Annotated in this window: 14 protein-coding genes and 1 pseudogene; 4 read left to right on the forward strand and 11 right to left on the reverse strand. The window is 50.2% G+C overall.

Translation table 11 applies throughout. The features are described from left to right. Positions 1-97: 97 nt before the first annotated feature. Positions 98-817, reverse strand: a complete 720-nt coding sequence (gene tonB, locus ACSZO4_RS03915; RefSeq protein WP_437887596.1) for a TonB system transport protein TonB — start codon at positions 815-817, stop codon at positions 98-100. Between the two features lie 220 nt (positions 818-1,037). Here tonB and ACSZO4_RS03920 point away from each other — a divergent pair, with 220 nt between their 5' ends. Continuing rightward, positions 1,038-1,334: a YciI family protein gene (locus tag ACSZO4_RS03920; protein ID WP_437887543.1), complete on the forward strand. Its 297-nt coding sequence runs from the start codon at positions 1,038-1,040 to the stop codon at positions 1,332-1,334. 76 nt (positions 1,335-1,410) lie between these two features. Here the strand turns inward: ACSZO4_RS03920 and ACSZO4_RS03925 are convergent. The 3 genes and pseudogenes from ACSZO4_RS03925 to ACSZO4_RS03935 form a co-directional block, all read right to left on the reverse strand. Beyond that, a pseudogene (locus ACSZO4_RS03925) lies at positions 1,411-2,924 on the reverse strand (anion permease). Positions 2,925-3,067: 143 nt separating this feature from the next. Further along, positions 3,068-3,406 carry an SMR family transporter gene (locus ACSZO4_RS03930; protein WP_437887544.1) on the reverse strand — a complete coding sequence of 113 codons (339 nt, stop codon included), beginning with the start codon at positions 3,404-3,406 and terminating at the stop codon, positions 3,068-3,070. Between the two features lie 145 nt (positions 3,407-3,551). Beyond that, a complete protein-coding gene (locus tag ACSZO4_RS03935; protein WP_437887545.1) occupies positions 3,552-3,725 on the reverse strand; it encodes a YciY family protein in 174 nt (57 codons plus the stop codon). Between the two features lie 140 nt (positions 3,726-3,865). Between ACSZO4_RS03935 and cls the strand changes: the two genes are divergently transcribed. Next, positions 3,866-5,326: a cardiolipin synthase gene (gene cls, locus ACSZO4_RS03940; protein ID WP_437887546.1), complete on the forward strand. Its 1,461-nt coding sequence runs from the start codon at positions 3,866-3,868 to the stop codon at positions 5,324-5,326. A gap of 34 nt (positions 5,327-5,360) precedes the next feature. Continuing rightward, positions 5,361-5,690 (forward strand): HI1450 family dsDNA-mimic protein, encoded by a 330-nt coding sequence (locus ACSZO4_RS03945; RefSeq protein WP_437887547.1) that lies wholly within the window; start codon positions 5,361-5,363, stop codon positions 5,688-5,690. A 46-nt stretch (positions 5,691-5,736) separates the two neighbouring features. On the opposite strand, the gene oppF is transcribed toward ACSZO4_RS03945, so the two are convergent. From oppF to ACSZO4_RS03975, 6 genes are all read right to left on the reverse strand, one after another. Next, complete coding sequence (gene oppF / locus ACSZO4_RS03950) at positions 5,737-6,741, reverse strand: murein tripeptide/oligopeptide ABC transporter ATP-binding protein OppF (protein ID WP_437887548.1); 1,005 nt, start codon at positions 6,739-6,741, stop codon at positions 5,737-5,739. After that, complete coding sequence (locus ACSZO4_RS03955) at positions 6,738-7,751, reverse strand: ABC transporter ATP-binding protein (protein WP_437887549.1); 1,014 nt, start codon at positions 7,749-7,751, stop codon at positions 6,738-6,740. The genes oppF and ACSZO4_RS03955 overlap by 4 nt, the downstream gene beginning before the upstream one ends. Before the next feature lie 11 nt (positions 7,752-7,762). Continuing rightward, on the reverse strand, positions 7,763-8,671 hold the full coding sequence (gene oppC, locus ACSZO4_RS03960; protein ID WP_437887550.1) for an oligopeptide ABC transporter permease OppC: 909 nt from the start codon (positions 8,669-8,671) through the stop codon (positions 7,763-7,765). Positions 8,672-8,685: 14 nt separating this feature from the next. Then, entirely contained in the window at positions 8,686-9,606 is a 921-nt protein-coding gene (gene oppB, locus ACSZO4_RS03965; protein WP_437887551.1) for an oligopeptide ABC transporter permease OppB, read from the reverse strand. A gap of 84 nt (positions 9,607-9,690) precedes the next feature. After that, positions 9,691-11,322 carry an oligopeptide ABC transporter substrate-binding protein OppA gene (gene oppA / locus ACSZO4_RS03970; protein ID WP_437887552.1) on the reverse strand — a complete coding sequence of 544 codons (1,632 nt, stop codon included), beginning with the start codon at positions 11,320-11,322 and terminating at the stop codon, positions 9,691-9,693. Between the two features lie 771 nt (positions 11,323-12,093). Beyond that, on the reverse strand, positions 12,094-12,741 hold the full coding sequence (locus tag ACSZO4_RS03975) for a YchE family NAAT transporter (RefSeq protein WP_437887553.1): 648 nt from the start codon (positions 12,739-12,741) through the stop codon (positions 12,094-12,096). 474 nt (positions 12,742-13,215) lie between these two features. Here ACSZO4_RS03975 and adhE point away from each other — a divergent pair, with 474 nt between their 5' ends. Beyond that, complete coding sequence (gene adhE, locus ACSZO4_RS03980) at positions 13,216-15,900, forward strand: bifunctional acetaldehyde-CoA/alcohol dehydrogenase (protein ID WP_437887554.1); 2,685 nt, start codon at positions 13,216-13,218, stop codon at positions 15,898-15,900. Positions 15,901-15,994: 94 nt separating this feature from the next. Here adhE and tdk read toward each other — a convergent pair whose 3' ends face one another. Further along, on the reverse strand, positions 15,995-16,603 hold the full coding sequence (gene tdk, locus ACSZO4_RS03985) for a thymidine kinase (protein WP_437887597.1): 609 nt from the start codon (positions 16,601-16,603) through the stop codon (positions 15,995-15,997). Between the last annotated feature and the right edge of the window lie 360 nt (positions 16,604-16,963).

The following is a 16,963-nucleotide window of genomic DNA, read 5'->3' on the forward strand; positions in this document are numbered from 1 at the left end:
CGAGGGCGGTTAAGATATCAAAAACCCGTTATCCGGTGAAACGCAGTGCCGCTCCGCTTAAGTGAACGGCATTATCCGCTTGCGGAGGCTTTCGTCGTTATTCCATGGCTGCCGTTCCGTCGATACGGAACACAAAGGTAACAAAGAGCCCTGTTCCTGGTTTTCCGGCTTCATAACGCCATCTGCGCATTGCCGTTTTAACCTCACGTTCAAACAGGTTGGACGGCTGAGCGGAGACAATTTCGACATTATCCAGACGGCCATCCCTCGTCACATCAAACTTAACCCGCACGCGCCCTTCAATACGCAACGCCTTCGCACGTTCCGGATACTGCGGCTGGTTTCTGCTCATTGCGCGAGGACCTGCCGGTACCACTGGCGCTGGCGTACTGGAAACCGGCGGCGTGGTATTGGTTACCGTACTTACTGGCGCATTAGTCAATGGCGCAGCGCTGCGCTGCTCAACCGGTTTTACTTCACGCTTAGGCTGCTCAACCTTCTTCACTGGCTTAGGTTTCGGCTTGGGCTTCGGTTTGGGTTTTTCAATCACCACCGGCGCCTCTTTTGGCGGCTCAGGAATCGGCTCTGGCTCGGGTTCAGGCTCAGGTTCAACCACCGGCTGAGGCGGCGGTTGCACAACCTGAGGCGGCGCGAGGTCGGCCGGGGAAACCATGGTTATCGAAATAGGCTGCGCGGGCGCAGGCAATTCAAGCGCCTGATTGACTGACATATACAATAACCCTGTAATAACAGCTCCATGAATGCCAACAGACAGCATTGTTGCCCAGGGAATGCGGCGAGGTAAATCAAGGGTCATTGAAGTCATAATCGTGTCAATTGAAAAACCAGACCGCAATTCTAAATGCAAATAGCAATCATATTCAACCAGACATCTTATCTATCATTGATTTCGATCCTTAACCGACTAAAAACAACGCAGAAAAAACACAGATATTGCGGGCATCTCATCTTTGCATTGCAGGCATCGGGTGATTCACATAAGTTAAGTGCTTTCTGATCAGAAAGGAGCAATCCCCGTGCTTTACGTTATTTTTGCTGAAGATATTGCTGATTCGCTGGAAAAACGTCTCTCCGTGCGCCCTGCCCACCTGGCACGTCTTCAGCTGTTGCAGGATGAAGGCCGTCTGCTGACCGCAGGCCCCATGCCCGCCGTTGACAGCAATGATCCAGGTGCTGCCGGTTTCACCGGCTCAACCGTGATTGCTGAATTTGAATCGCTGGAAGCGGCGAAAGCATGGGCACAGGACGATCCTTACGTTGCGGCTGGCGTTTATCAGAACGTCACGGTCAAACCCTTCAAGAAGGTATTTTAAGTCTCGATTTGTTGGCTAATAAGGACACAATGATGGACATCAAGCTCACTGTGTCCTTTTAAGCAGCGAGGTATCACTACCAGAGGCCAATAATCTTCATCCACATCCCTCCGGCCAGTAACCAGATTACGATGGAGACGATGGAGACAAGGAAGCTAATTCCCCACCACTGGCCGGTTGAATTATAACCAGAGCCAAACAGCGCCGGCCCAGGGCCGCCGGAATACTGGGTCAGCCCCATAGAAAGATTTGACGTGTAACCCAGCGTCAGAGCAGCCAGCAGCGGAGGAACCCCAACGGACACCGCCACGGCCAGAAAGGCCAGATACATTGCAGAAATATGCGCCATCGCGGAGGCAAAGAAATAACGGGTATAAAAATAGACGAGTATTAAGACAAGGAAGACTAAGGTCCAGTCGAAGTGGCCAATATAACCGGCTATACCCTCTGAAATCCATGCGATCATTCCATATTTATTCAGGGCATTTGCCATCATCACCAGTACTGCAAACCAGAACATGGTATCCCAGGCCGTTTTCTCTTCAATAATATTTTTCCACGACATAATATTTGAAAGAAGCAGAATCACCAGTCCAATAAATGCCGAGAGCGTGGCGGGAATGTTGAAGAAGATGTCGCCAGCCGTCCACAACAGAATCAGCAATACAAAATCGAATGCCAGAATTTTCTCAGCAAGCCTCATTGGCCCCATCTTGCGCAACTCTTCCCGAGCGATGCCGGGTATTTCCGGGGTCTTTTTCAGCTCAGGCGGATATAAAAAATAAATACACAGCGGAATTATCACCAGCGCCAGTAGTCCCGGCACAATGGCCCCAGAAACCAGGTCATCCAGTTAATCTGGATACCCTGACCAAAAGCCAGTTCGGCAATCAGCGGATTCCCGGCCATCGCCGTCAGAAACATTGCACAGATGACAGCATCTATCTGGGAAACGCAAATCATCAGGAATGCCCCGGCTTTTCTGGCGGAAGGTCCAGGCTCTGACTGGTAAGCGGAGGCAATAGACTGGGTGATCGGATACATTATGCCGCCGCCACGCGCAGAGGCTGACGGGATGCCTGGGCCGAGAACCATGTCCGACAGCGCCAGTCCGTAAGCGACGCCCAGCATGCTATAGCCACACTTTGAGATAAACCACAGGGCAATACGTCTTCCGAACCCGGTTTTAATGACCGCCCGGGAAATGAACATCGCGATGCCAATAAGCCAGATCGTACCGTTGGCAAACCCCGACAGCGCCGTTACCTTTCCAGCACCTCCTGAAAGCGGCGTCAGGCCGGTCATGATGGAAATAACCAACGCGACCATGGTTACGGCCCCCATCGGCATGGTTTTTAAGATAATGGCAAGAATAGTCGCGACGAATATCGCAAACATATGCCAGGCGATAATATCTAGGCCCGCAGGCGGTGGGGTAAACCAGATTACCATCCCAACAAGTAATGTCAGTACGCCTTTCCAGACAGGAAAGGCTAATTTTACCTGAACATGTTCAGTCATAATCACTCCCTTTTGCTTTTTCCTTCTCCCTTTCTGAACAAAAAACCCGCTACTTATATTGATTCGCATCAATAACAGCGGTTAATAATCAGGTTTTAACGCCTTAGCACAAAATTTTGTGATTCAAGCTGCCCGGATAATTGATCCGTCGTGTCCACCAACAATGGACACGATGAGAAGTAAAGTAAGGTTTTGTCTGATGCAGGTTACGCCTAATGTGCAACGCTTTTCGAAAACAGATTAATGGTTATCACCCCGGCAATAATTAAGCCCATCCCCAGCATGGCGGGAATATCTAATTTTTGCCCATGAACCAGCCAGCCCACGGCGCCAATCAGCACAATACCAGCCCCTGACCAGATAGCGTAAATAATACCCGTCGGAATGGTACGCATGGGAATGGTCAGGCACCAGAAAGCAATGCAATAACCCACAATACTCACCACGCAGGGGATCAGGCGGGTAAAACTTTCAGAGGATTTTAATGCGGTTGTCGCAATCACTTCGGCGATGATGGCAATAGCCAGAAAAAGCAGTGCTTCTTTAGTCATGTGATCCCATAAGGAAAAGTGTGTTCAGGCTACAAGGAAGATATCTGCGCCAGGGTATCCCCGCAACATGACACGGTGATGATCAAGACAATGGCGGAGTGATACGGCGTAAAACAAAGGGCACCACGAAGGTGCCCCGGTGTCATCAGAACACATAAAAATCAAAAACTAATGCATTGCGGTGACGGTTCAGGAGGCACTTTCTTATGGAGTGGATACGCATATTGCGACGTGACTGACCTTCCAGCCAGCGTGCTTTACGACGATTACTCTGTCGCGCCATGCGCCAGCGTCCCACTTCCGTTCTACTACGTTTCATTATTACGACTCTTTATGCATGCAGACGTGCCATTATAGACCCTGGCTCCCGCCATACCAGCGCTTTTGCGAACCGTTTTTATTTGCCAGATGAATCCTTATGCGTAAACTCTTGGTATGCGCTTTTAAAAAGGATTTTGTATGACAACCTTCTATACCGTCGTGAGTTGGCTGGTCATTTTAGGCTACTGGCTGCTGATCGCGGGGGTGACGTTGCGCATCCTCATGAAGCGTCGCGCGGTTCCCTCTGCCATGGCCTGGCTGCTGATTATCTATATTCTGCCGCTGGTCGGGATTATTGCCTATCTGTCATTCGGTGAGCTGCATCTGGGCAAACGTCGCGCTGAGCGGGCCAGAGCCATGTGGCCCTCGACGGCGAAATGGCTGAAAGATCTCAAAGCCCATCATCATATCTTTGCCACTGAAAACAGCAGCGTCGCCAGCGCGTTATTTAAACTCTGCGAGCGTCGCCAGGGAATTGCGGGCGTTAAAGGAAATCAACTTCAGCTTCTTACGACCTCTGACGATGTGATGCAGGCGCTGATCCGGGATATCCAGCTCGCCCGCCATAACATCGAGATGGTGTTCTATATCTGGCATCCTGGCGGGATGGCCGATCAGGTGGCTGAATCACTGATGGCCGCAGCGCGCCGTGGCGTCCATTGCCGTCTGCTGCTCGACTCCGCCGGCAGCGTGACCTTTTTCCGCAGCCCATGGGCGGAGATGATGCGCAATGCCGGTATCGAGGTGGTGGAAGCGTTAAAAGTGAATCTGATGCGTGTTTTTCTGCGCCGCATGGATCTGCGTCAGCACCGCAAAATGGTGCTGATTGATAACTATATTGCCTATACCGGCAGCATGAATATGGTCGACCCGCGTTATTTTAAACAGGATGCCGGGGTCGGTCAGTGGATAGATTTGATGGCCCGTATGGAAGGCCCGGTTTCAACGGCGATGGGCGTGGTCTATTCCTGTGACTGGGAAATCGAAACCGGCAAGCGCATTCTCCCCCCTCCGCCCGATGCCAATATTATGCCGTTTGAGCAAGCGAGCGGGCATACCATTCATACCATTGCCTCCGGACCGGGTTTCCCGGAAGATCTGATCCATCAGGCGCTGCTGACGGCTGTTTACGCTTCCCGTGAATATCTCATCATGACCACGCCCTATTTCGTCCCCAGCGATGATTTACTGCATGCAATATGCACCGCAGCCCAACGTGGCGTGGATGTGAGTATTATTTTGCCGCGTCATAACGATTCAGTACTGGTTGGCTGGGCCAGCCGTGCCTTTTTCACGGAGCTGCTGGCGGCCGGAGTGAAGATTTATCAGTTCGAAGGTGGCCTGCTGCATACCAAAAGCGTGCTGGTCGACGGCGAGCTGAGCCTGGTGGGAACGGTGAACCTCGATATGCGCAGTCTGTGGCTTAATTTTGAAATTACGCTGGTGATTGATGACGCCGGTTTTGGTGGCGATCTGGCCGCCGTTCAGGATGATTATATCTCCCGTTCTCGCTTACTGGATGCCCGCCTTTGGGTAAAACGCCCGTTCTGGCACCGAATCGCTGAACGACTGTTTTACTTCTTTAGCCCGTTGCTGTAAAACGAGCGCAAATGACGATAAACAGGTAGTTATTATGGAAATGGATCTGAACAATCGCCTGAGCGAAGATGAGACGCTGGAACAGGCTTACGATATTTTTCTCGAACTGGCGGTTGATAATCTTGACCCGGCTGACGTGATCCTCTTCAACCTGCAGTTTGAGGAGCGCGGCGGCGCAGAATTGTTTGATCCCAGTGAAGACTGGCAAGAACATGTGGATTTCGATCTGAACCCGGATTTCTTCGCCGAAGTAGTAATCGGTCTTGCGGATACCGACGGGGGGGAAATTAATCACATCTTCGCCCGCGTGCTGCTGTGTCGCGAGAAAGACCATAAGCTCTGCCATATACTGTGGCGTGAATAAGATAAAAAAGGCTGACTTTCGTCAGCCTTTTTTATTTGCAGCGGATTTACAGCGGATCCACCTTCAGGCAGGAAACAGCGTGACGGAAGCTGCCTTCCAGCACCGGGCGTGTTTTGGCGCATTCCGGTCCGGCAATCGGGCAGCGCGTGCGGAACACGCAGCCTGACGGCGGGTTGATCGGCGAGGGAAGCTCCCCTTCCAGTAGCTGGATAGTTTTGTTCTTCTCCAGATCCGGGTCCGGGACCGGCACCGCCGACATCAGCGCTTTAGTATAAGGATGCTGCGGATTCTGATACACCTCATCGTAGGTGCCCAGCTCAACCGCATGCCCCAGATACATCACCAGTACCCTGTCGGAAATGTGTTTTACCACCGCCAGATCGTGAGCGATAAAGATCAGCGACAGCCCCATTTCACGTTGCAGCTGTTGCAGCAGATTCACCACCTGGGCCTGGATAGAAACGTCGAGCGCAGAGACTGGCTCATCGCAAATGATCAGCTTTGGCTCGAGGATCAGCGCCCGGGCAATACCGATACGCTGGCACTGGCCCCCTGAAAACTCATGGGGATAGCGGTTAATCAGGTTCGGCAGCAAGCCAACCTTTAACATCATCGTTTTGACGCGATCGCGCACGTCCTGACGTGACATTTTCGGGTGATAGGTACGCAGCGGTTCAGCGATAATTTCCCCGATGGTCATACGCGGGTTCAGCGAGGCCAGCGGATCCTGGAAAATCATCTGAATATCACTGCGCACGGCACGCCACTCATCCGGCTTCATACCCAGCAGGTCTTTCCCCAGCCAGGCGACTTTTCCGTCCGTTGCTTTTACCAGCCCGATAATGGCGCGCGCAAACGTGGATTTACCACAGCCAGATTCACCGACAACCCCAAGGGTATCCCCTTCATACAATCGCAGAGTCACGCCGTCGACGGCTTTCAGCGTTTTGGACGGCTGCCAGAACCACTGTTTGCCGTCTTTGATATCGAAATGAACTTTAAGGTCGGCAATTTCAAGGAGTACTTTTCTTTCTTCGGTTACGGCATTCATACCAGCTCCTCCACCGTCTTAAAGCAGGCGCGCAGGCGTCCCGGGGCAAACTCCGCCAGTGGTGGAGCACTCGTACAAATCTCCATTGCATGCGGGCAACGGGGCTGGAAAGGACAGCCTTTAGGCAGACGCAGCAGATTTGGCGGATTACCCGGGATCGTCAGCAGGGATTCGCCTTCAGCATCAAGACGAGGGACCGCATTGAGCAGGCCGATGGAGTACGGATGGGCCGGATGATAAAACACATCGCGGGCTTTACCATATTCCATGGTACGACCGGCATACATCACCAGCACTTTGTCGCAAATCCCCGCAACGACGCCGAGATCGTGGGTAATCATGATAATTGCGGTGTTGAATTCGCTTTTCAGTTCATTCAGCAAGGTCATGATCTGCGCCTGAACGGTAACGTCCAGTGCAGTGGTCGGTTCGTCCGCAATCAGCAGTTTTGGCCGGCACAGCAGCGCCATGGCGATCATCACACGCTGGCGCATACCGCCGGAAAACTCGTGCGGATACATGCGCATGCGCTTACGCGCTTCCGGCATTTTGACCGCATCGAGCATCTTAACGGACTCTTCAAAGGCTTCCGCTTTACTCATCCCTTTGTGCAGCATCAGCACTTCCATTAACTGCTCACCGACCCGCATATAGGGATTCAGTGAGGTCATGGGATCCTGAAAAATCATCGAAATCTGCTCAGCGCGCAGCGCGTTCAACTCTTTCTCTGGCAGGTTGAGAATTTCACGTCCGTTAAATTTTGCCGACCCACCGATAATACCGTTAGACGCCAGCAGCCCCATCAGCGCAAATGCGGTCTGGGATTTACCGGAGCCAGACTCACCCACAATCCCTAAGGTTTCCCCTGCCCGCAGGCTGAAGTTGAGGTCGTTAACTGCGGTGACGTTGCCATCCGGAGTGGTAAAAGTTACACGCAGATCGTTAACATCCAGCAGGATGTCCGATTGCTGCTGCGCCGAGGGCGCAAATGAGGTTTCATGCATGCTCATCACAGCACTCCTTAACGATCTTTCGGGTCGAGGGCATCACGCAGGCCATCGCCGATAAAGTTGAAACAGAATAACGTCACGACCAGGAATCCCGCCGGGAAGAGCAGAAGCCAGGGCGAAACTTCCATTGAGTTTGCGCCATCGCTTAACAGTGCTCCCCAACTGCTTAAGGGTTCTTGCGTCCCCAGACCAAGGAAGCTTAAGAAGGATTCAAACAGGATCATGCTGGGAACCAGCAGTGACGCATACACCACCACCACGCCTAATACGTTAGGCACAATGTGACGAATAACGATATTACCGGTTGAGACACCGCCAACCTGCGCAGCTTCAATAAACTCTTTGCGCTTCAGGCTCAGCGTCTGTCCGCGGACAATACGCGCCATATCAAGCCAGGAAACCATACCGATGGCGACAAATATCAGCAGGATATTTTGCCCGAAGAAGGTGACCAGCAGGATAACGAAAAACATAAACGGGAAGGAGTTCAGGATTTCGAGGATACGCATCATAACGGAGTCAATTTTTCCGCCTAGATAGCCCGACAACGAGCCATATAACGTCCCCAGAACCACCGCAACCAGTGCCGCTGCGATGCCGACCATCAGTGAAATTCGGCCGCCGATCGCCACACGTACTAGCAGGTCACGTCCGGAGGAGTCGGTACCAAAATAGTGCCCGGATTCCATATCCGGCTGGCTGGACATCATGCCCCAGTCCGTGTCGAAATAGCTGAACTGCGAAAGCATCGGCGCCAGGGTAACAAACAAGGCGATCAACACCAATACGAACAGGCTGGCAACCGCAGCGCGGTTATGCATAAAGCGACGGCGCGCATCCTGCCAGAGGCTACGACCTTCTACCTCCAGTTTTTCACTGAAGTTTTCCAGCGCCTCGTTGTTTTTCTTACTGAACATCATGGCGTGCTCCAGTGTTAATAACGAATTTTCGGATCGATAACGGCATACAGCACATCAACAACCGCATTGAACAGAATAGTCAGAGCCCCGACCAGAATCGTCAGACTCAACACCAGGGAGTAGTCACGGTTAAGCGCGCCATTAACGAACAACTGCCCAATCCCCGGCAATCCATAAATGGTTTCGATAACCATCGAGCCGGTAATAATGCCAACGAAAGCCGGTCCCATATAAGAGAGCACCGGTAATAACGCAGGCTTCAGGGCATGACGGAAAATAATCCGCCGCATCGGCAAACCTTTCGCCCTTGCAGTACGAATAAAGTTTGAATGCAGAATTTCAATCATTGAGCCGCGGGTGATACGCGCAATACTGGCGATATAAGCCAGTGAGAGGGCAACCATCGGCAGAATGATATATTTGGGCGCCCCGCCGTTCCAGCCACCTGCAGGTAGCCATTTAAGTACTATGGCGAAGATCATCACCAGTAATGGCGCCACCACAAAGCTGGGTATAACCACCCCGGTCATTGCCAGCCCCATCACCGTATAATCCCATTTGGTATTTTGATTCAGGGCGGCGATGACGCCCGCACCGACGCCAAAAATAACGGCCATGATAAATGCGGCAGCCCCGAGTTTCGCCGAAACAGGGAAGCTGGCAGCCACCAGATCATTTACCGTGTAATCTTTGTATTTGAACGATGGACCAAAATCACCATGCGCGAGTTGCTTCAGGTAACTGGTGTATTGCGTCAGGATAGGATCGTTCAGATGATATTTCGCTTCGATATTCGCCATCACTTCTGGCGGCAGCGTACGTTCGCCGGTAAATGGACTTCCCGGTGCGAGACGCATCATAAAGAAGGAGATAGTAATAAGAATAAATAGAGTTGGAATCGCTTCTAAACAGCGACGTAGGATAAATTTCAACATTGCCCGTACCTTCTGGCCTGTGCCTTTGTAGTGCGATGAAATAAGACACCGTGGGGCAGGATTACTCTGCCCCACTCATTGCCATTAGTGCTTGATAATATAAAGGTTCTTAACGTAGATATTATCCATCGGATCTTTACCGGTATAACCACCCACCCACGGTTTCACCAGACGGGCGTTGACGTAGTAGTAGACCGGAACAATGGCAGAATCTTTATCGAGCTGTTGTTCTGCTTTAGTGTAAAGCTCGGCGCGTTGCTCTTCGCTGGTGGCTTTGAGCGTGTCGCCAATCAGTTTGTCAAACTCAGCGCTCTTATAGTGCGCGGTGTTGTTTGAACTGTCAGACAGCATGGTGTTCAGGAAGGAAGTCGGTTCGTTATAGTCCGCACACCAGCCTGCACGCGCGATATCAAAGGTGCCCTGATGACGGCTGTCGAGGAAGGTTTTCCATTCCTGGTTTTCCAGCTTCACGTCCACACCCAGATTTTTCTTCCAGATAGAGGCAACGGCGATAGCCAGTTTTTTGTGCAGATCGGAGGTGTTATACAGCAGGTTGAACGTCAGAGGCTTATCAGCGGTATAGCCAGCTTCCGCCAGCAGTTTTTTCGCTTCTTCATTACGTTTTTCCTGAGACAGTTTGAACCACTCAGGCTCAACCAGTTTTGCCCCATCGGTATATGGCGGCGTATAGCTGTATGCTGGCAGATCGCCCTGGTTCTTCACTTTATTCACGATGATATCGCGATCCAGTGCCAGTTTAAGTGCAGTACGTACGCGAACATCGGTGAACGGCGCTTTCTGGTTGTTGATTTCGTAGTAATAGGTGCAGAGATACGGATCAACGTGAACTTCTGTCGGGATCTCTTTTTTCAGTTTCTGGAACAGTTCGATCGGCATGTTGTTATAGGTCATGTCGATTTCACCGCTGCGGTAACGGTTTACATCCGTTACTTCAGAAGAGATTGGCAGGTAGGTTACCTGATTAATGACGGTTTTCGCGTTGTCCCAGTAATTGGTGTTACGCTCCAGCACGATACGTTCGTTAACAACCCAGTTTTTCAGTTTATACGCGCCATTGGTGACGATATTCGCAGGCTGAGTCCATTTGTCGCCAAACTTCTCAACGGCGGATTTGGGCACTGGTGATACAGACGGGTGTACCAGCAGTTTGTAGAAATAGGGAACCGGCTCGCTCAGCGTGACTTCAAAAGTATTGTCATCAATCGCTTTTACGCCCAAATCGGTGACAGGTTTTTTACCTTCAATAATGTCGTCGATATTGGCGATGTGGCCATACTGCAAATAGCTTGCATACGGAGAAGCGGTTTTAGGATCGGCCAGACGCTGCCAGCTATAAACGAAGTCCTGCGCGGTGACTGGGGTGCCATCAGACCATTTTGCATCTTTACGCAGATGGAAAGTCCAGACTTTAAAGTCTTTGTTTTCCCATTTTTCAGCAACGCCAGCGCTTGGGTGGCCATCCACGTCAGAAATCAACAAACCTTCAAACAGATCGCGGCTGACGTTGGATTCTGGTACGCCTTCAATTTTGTGCGGATCGAGGGATTGCACTTCGGAACCGTTATTACGAACCAGCGTTTGCGTGTCAGCCAGTTTAACATTTGCCGGTACGTCAGCCGCCATGGCCACGTTACCCGCCATTAGCGCAGTGAAAATCCCTGCTGCTACGAGACTTTTTTTTGTGATGATGGACATTGTGTTGATACTCCACTCATTATAATTACTGGCATTAATACCAGCTGTTTTGTTCCCTTGCGGGGCACCTGGTCAGCGCAGGAGCTTTTAGCTGCTGCCAGATATCTTTTACTGCCTGCTATCACCGACTTTTTTATTACGGAATGCTCGAACGGCACCCTTACGTCGATTCTTTGTACGCCCCCCTGTCGGGACGCACGTTATACCGCATGAGACAAGAATCACATTTGAAAATAATTCTCATCCGCATTTATTCGTCAGAAAAATATAAGGCCGAAAAGTACCAAATGCGTATATTCGCCGCCAATACAATTTGCAAATTTGTTAACCAATTCTCTTTTATTTCTTTTACTTGCCCCGGCAGACTGTGCTCTTTGCATGCGCCATCAGAATTTTTCACATAAAATCAATGCATTACATGAAAATCATTCGACAACTTTGCGCCACCTGTCACGCAGGTTGTTTTTTACACAATAAATCAACATTCGATTATTATTTAGCACATTAGTCTGTCTGAATGGGGAAAATACTAATAACATTTCAATTATCCTACAGCAACCCCCAGAGTATCATGTGAGGAAAATAACAGGACTAAGTGAGGGTTTTATCACCAGCAAACCCTGCAACAAAATGTAATCTATTGAAATGGCGTGATTAATCCTGGGCATTTCGTTTTATTATATTTAGGTTTTTTTTGGCAATATTTATACGTTTTACTGATAATGCGCTAAACGAAACGCCTGAAAGAGTCAGGTTGTCAGTGACGCTGACTCATTGCAGCAGGCCCGGGATAATCGCTTTAATCCCGGCGACAATAAATTCGATGCCCAGCGCCATAAGCAACAGCCCCATGATTCGGGTAATGACGTTAATGCCGGTCTGACCGAGAAGGCGCACCAGCCAGGGCGCAATACGGAATAGCCCCCATGAGCAGCCGGCAAATAGCGCAATGGCCACGGAAAAGCCAATTAAATACTCGGCGGAATGGTAGCGTGTCCCCCAGACAATAGTGGAGCTGATGGCACCGGGGCCAGCCATTAAAGGAAGCGCAAGAGGCACCACCCCAATGCTTTCTCTTATTGCCGTCTCCGACTTCTCCTGTTTGTTCTGCTTATCCTCCCCCAACTTACCGCTGATCATCGACATGGCAATGGTCACCACCAGGATCCCCCCGGCGATGCGGAATGAATCAATAGAGATACCAAAAAGTTGCAATATGCCGTCGCCCAAAAAGAGTGAGGTCCACAGGATTATCGCCACCGAAAGGTTGGCCGTGAGGTTGGTTTTATTCCTTGCCGACGCAGTCTGGTAACTGGTCATGCTGATGAACACCGGAATGATGCCAATAGGGTTTACCAGCGCGAACAGACCAATAAAGAACTTAGACCAGACGGGAAAATCAAAGGCGGTTTGAATCACAAAATGCTCCGCAATATAACAAGACAAATAAAGTCATAAAATCGTCAACAAAACCCTGCTAAATATACGCTTAAATGCAGTATTACTCACCACAAATACCGCCATTCCCGCTCAATTTCAGCATGTTATGCATTTGTGTTAATTATGATAATCTTAGCTGGCGCTTTCCTTTTATCATTAACATTTGATACAAATGCCCAAAAACAGCATGCTGAAAGGTGTCAGCTTTGCTGAAACTTGATTTAGATCACGTAATCGCTCCCCATAAGTGAGTACTCTTGGTTACGTCGTCAGGGTCCTCTAATCATCATTAAGAATGATGTTTTGTTTAGACTCTTCCAGTAAATCAGTGGGGCAGGAAAAGCGTTAACTTATTGTTTTTCTGTAATATACGCAACCTGCAATCAGCCTGCCTATACTGTCGTATTGAGCAGATGATTTACTAGAAAAGTTTAACATTATCAGGAGAGCATTATGGCTGTTACTAATGTCGCTGAACTTAACGCACTCGTAGAGCGCGTAAAAAAAGCCCAGCGTGAATATGCCAACTTTACTCAAGAACAAGTTGACAAGATCTTCCGCGCCGCCGCCCTGGCTGCTGCTGATGCCCGTATCCCTCTCGCAAAACTGGCCGTTGCCGAATCCGGTATGGGTATCGTTGAAGATAAAGTGATTAAAAACCACTTCGCTTCCGAATATATCTACAACGCCTATAAAGACGAGAAAACTTGCGGCATCCTCGACGAAGATGACACCTTTGGTACCATCACCATCGCTGAACCTATCGGTATCATCTGCGGTATCGTTCCGACCACTAACCCAACGTCCACCGCAATCTTCAAATCACTGATTAGCCTGAAAACCCGTAACGCGATCATTTTCTCTCCGCACCCACGTGCGAAAGATGCCACCAATAAAGCCGCCGATATTGTATTGCAGGCTGCAATCGCTGCGGGCGCACCAAAAGATCTGATTGGCTGGATTGACCAACCTTCCGTTGAGCTGTCTAACGCGCTGATGCACCACCCTGACATTAACCTGATCCTTGCGACCGGCGGTCCAGGCATGGTTAAAGCGGCATACAGCTCCGGCAAACCAGCTATCGGCGTTGGCGCCGGTAACACCCCGGTAGTTATTGATGAAACAGCGGATATCAAACGTGCCGTTGCTTCTGTTCTGATGTCCAAAACATTTGATAACGGTGTAATTTGTGCGTCAGAGCAGTCCGTTGTCGTTGTTGATTCCGTGTATGACGCTGTTCGCGAACGTTTCGCCAGCCATGGCGGTTACCTGTTACAGGGTAAAGAGCTGAAAGCGGTTCAGGACATCATTCTGAAAAATGGTGCACTGAACGCAGCCATCGTAGGCCAACCGGCATACAAAATTGCTGAACTGGCAGGCTTTACCGTCCCGACAACCACTAAAATCCTGATTGGTGAAGTGACTGCCGTTGACGAAAGCGAGCCATTCGCTCACGAAAAACTGTCCCCGACTCTGGCAATGTACCGTGCGAAAGATTTCGATGACGCGGTAGTCAAAGCAGAGAAACTGGTTGCGATGGGCGGTATCGGCCACACCTCTTGCCTGTACACCGACCAGGATAACCAACAGGCGCGCGTACAGAAATTCGGCGCGGAAATGAAAACCGCGCGTATCCTGATTAACACCCCGGCTTCTCAGGGTGGTATCGGTGACCTTTATAACTTCAAGCTTGCACCTTCCCTGACTCTGGGTTGTGGTTCCTGGGGTGGTAACTCCATCTCTGAAAACGTTGGTCCAAAACACCTGATCAACAAGAAAACCGTTGCTAAGCGAGCTGAAAACATGTTGTGGCATAAACTTCCGAAATCTATCTACTTCCGCCGTGGCTCTCTGCCAATCGCGCTGGATGAAGTGATTACTGATGGTCACAAACGCGCGCTGATCGTGACTGACCGCTTCCTGTTCAACAACGGCTATGCAGACCAGATCACCTCTGTCCTCAAAGCATCCGGCGTGGAAACTGAAGTCTTCTTCGAAGTTGAAGCTGACCCAACGCTGACCATCGTGCGTAAAGGTGCTGAGCTGGCGAACTCCTTCAAACCAGACGTGATTATCGCGCTGGGCGGTGGTTCCCCGATGGACGCCGCGAAAATCATGTGGGTAATGTACGAACATCCGGAAACTCACTTCGAAGAACTGGCATTGCGCTTTATGGATATCCGTAAACGTATCTACAAGTTCCCGAAAATGGGCGTGAAAGCAAAAATGGTTGCTATCACTACCACCTCCGGTACAGGTTCAGAAGTGACGCCGTTTGCCGTTGTAACTGACGATGCAACCGGCCAGAAATACCCACTGGCAGACTACGCGCTGACACCGGATATGGCGATTGTCGATGCCAACCTGGTGATGGATATGCCGAAATCACTCTGTGCCTTCGGTGGTCTGGATGCGGTAACGCACTCACTGGAAGCCTACGTTTCTGTACTGGCGTCTGAGTTCTCTGACGGTCAGGCTCTGCAGGCGCTGAAACTGCTGAAAGAAAACCTGCCGGCGTCTTACCACGAAGGATCTAAAAACCCGATTGCCCGTGAGCGTGTGCACAGTGCTGCAACCATCGCTGGTATCGCGTTTGCCAACGCCTTCCTCGGCGTGTGCCACTCAATGGCGCACAAACTGGGTTCTCAGTTCCACATTCCACACGGTCTGGCCAACGCCCTGCTGATCTGTAACGTTATCCGCTATAACGCGAATGACAACCCGACTAAGCAGACTGCATTTAGCCAGTACGACCGTCCGCAAGCTCGTCGTCGTTACGCAGAGATTGCTGACCACCTGGGTCTGACCTCTCCGAGCGATCGCACTGCAGCGAAAATTGAGAAACTGCTGGCATGGCTGGAAAGCATCAAAGCTGAACTGGGCATTCCTAAGTCAATTCGCGAAGCAGGTGTTCAGGAAGCTGACTTCCTGGCGCACGTGGACAAACTGTCTGAAGATGCGTTTGATGACCAGTGTACCGGTGCTAACCCACGTTATCCGCTGATCGCTGAACTGAAACAGATCCTGCTGGATACTTTCTACGGACGTGAGTTCAAAGAAGGTGATGCAGCAGAAGCGAAAGCTGAAGTGGTCGCTAAAGCCGATAAAGCTGACAAAAAAGCGAAAAAAACCGCTTAATAAGCAGCAGTAATAAAAAAACCCGCTGGCAGCGGGTTTTTTTATGTCCTGAAAACATTAAGCAAGCCGGTTTCTTATACCCTGGCGATTAACCTCAACTGTGAGTCTGAATTTCAGCCAGTGAGCCTTTAGCCAGCGCTTCTTTATAATGTTTACGGCATACAGAGACGTAACGTTCATTGCCGCCGATAACTACCTGCTCGCCCTCGTTGTAGGGTCGCCCCTGTTGATCAAGACGCAGCACCATGCTCGCTTTACGCCCGCAAAAGCAGATAGTTTTCAACTCCACCAGCTTATCTGACCATGACAACAGATATTGACTGCCCGTAAAAAGCTCACCGCGGAAATCTGTTCGCAGTCCATAACACAGGACGGGAATATCCAGTTCATCAACCACATCAGACAACTCATATACCTGCTGACGCGTCAAAAACTGGCATTCATCCACCAGAACACAATGAATCGGCTCAAGAGCATGCTCGGCGCTGATTTGCTCTATCAAAGACGTCTGCTGGTTAAACAACTTCGCCGGAGATGATAACCCAATCCGTGAACTTACCTTGCCTGCCCCAAAACGGTCGTCAATTTCAGCCGTATAGACCAGCGTCCGCATGCCACGTTCCTGGTAATTGTAGGACGACTGGAGTAACGCCGTGGACTTACCTGCATTCATCGCTGAGTAATAGAAATAAAGTTGCGCCATTGCCCGCAAAACCTCAATCAAAGTGTGATATTCCTGCGAAGGATTGTATCATATTTTAACTTTTTGCTTCCGAAAGCCTTATGCCGGGCACTGGCATTGCGATCGGCTACGCTACCCATACTGATTTTGCTTATTTCAACCTCATCTATGTTACTGCCAAAGAAACACACAATAAGCCATTACTGGTATCAACCTGGTATTAAAAATCGAGATTTTTCGCGCCAGGCTTCAGAAATTATTAATGTTTTATGCTCTCCACCCTGCTTTGAAGAACTAATAAGAAAGGTTGATATTTATCCACTGAAACTATAAATCTCATACGAATTATCAACAACGCCTTTCGAAACAATGCACCGTTTT

The organism is Phytobacter sp. V91 (assembly GCF_965644225.1).
Lineage (GTDB): Bacteria > Pseudomonadota > Gammaproteobacteria > Enterobacterales > Enterobacteriaceae > CBFFRJ01.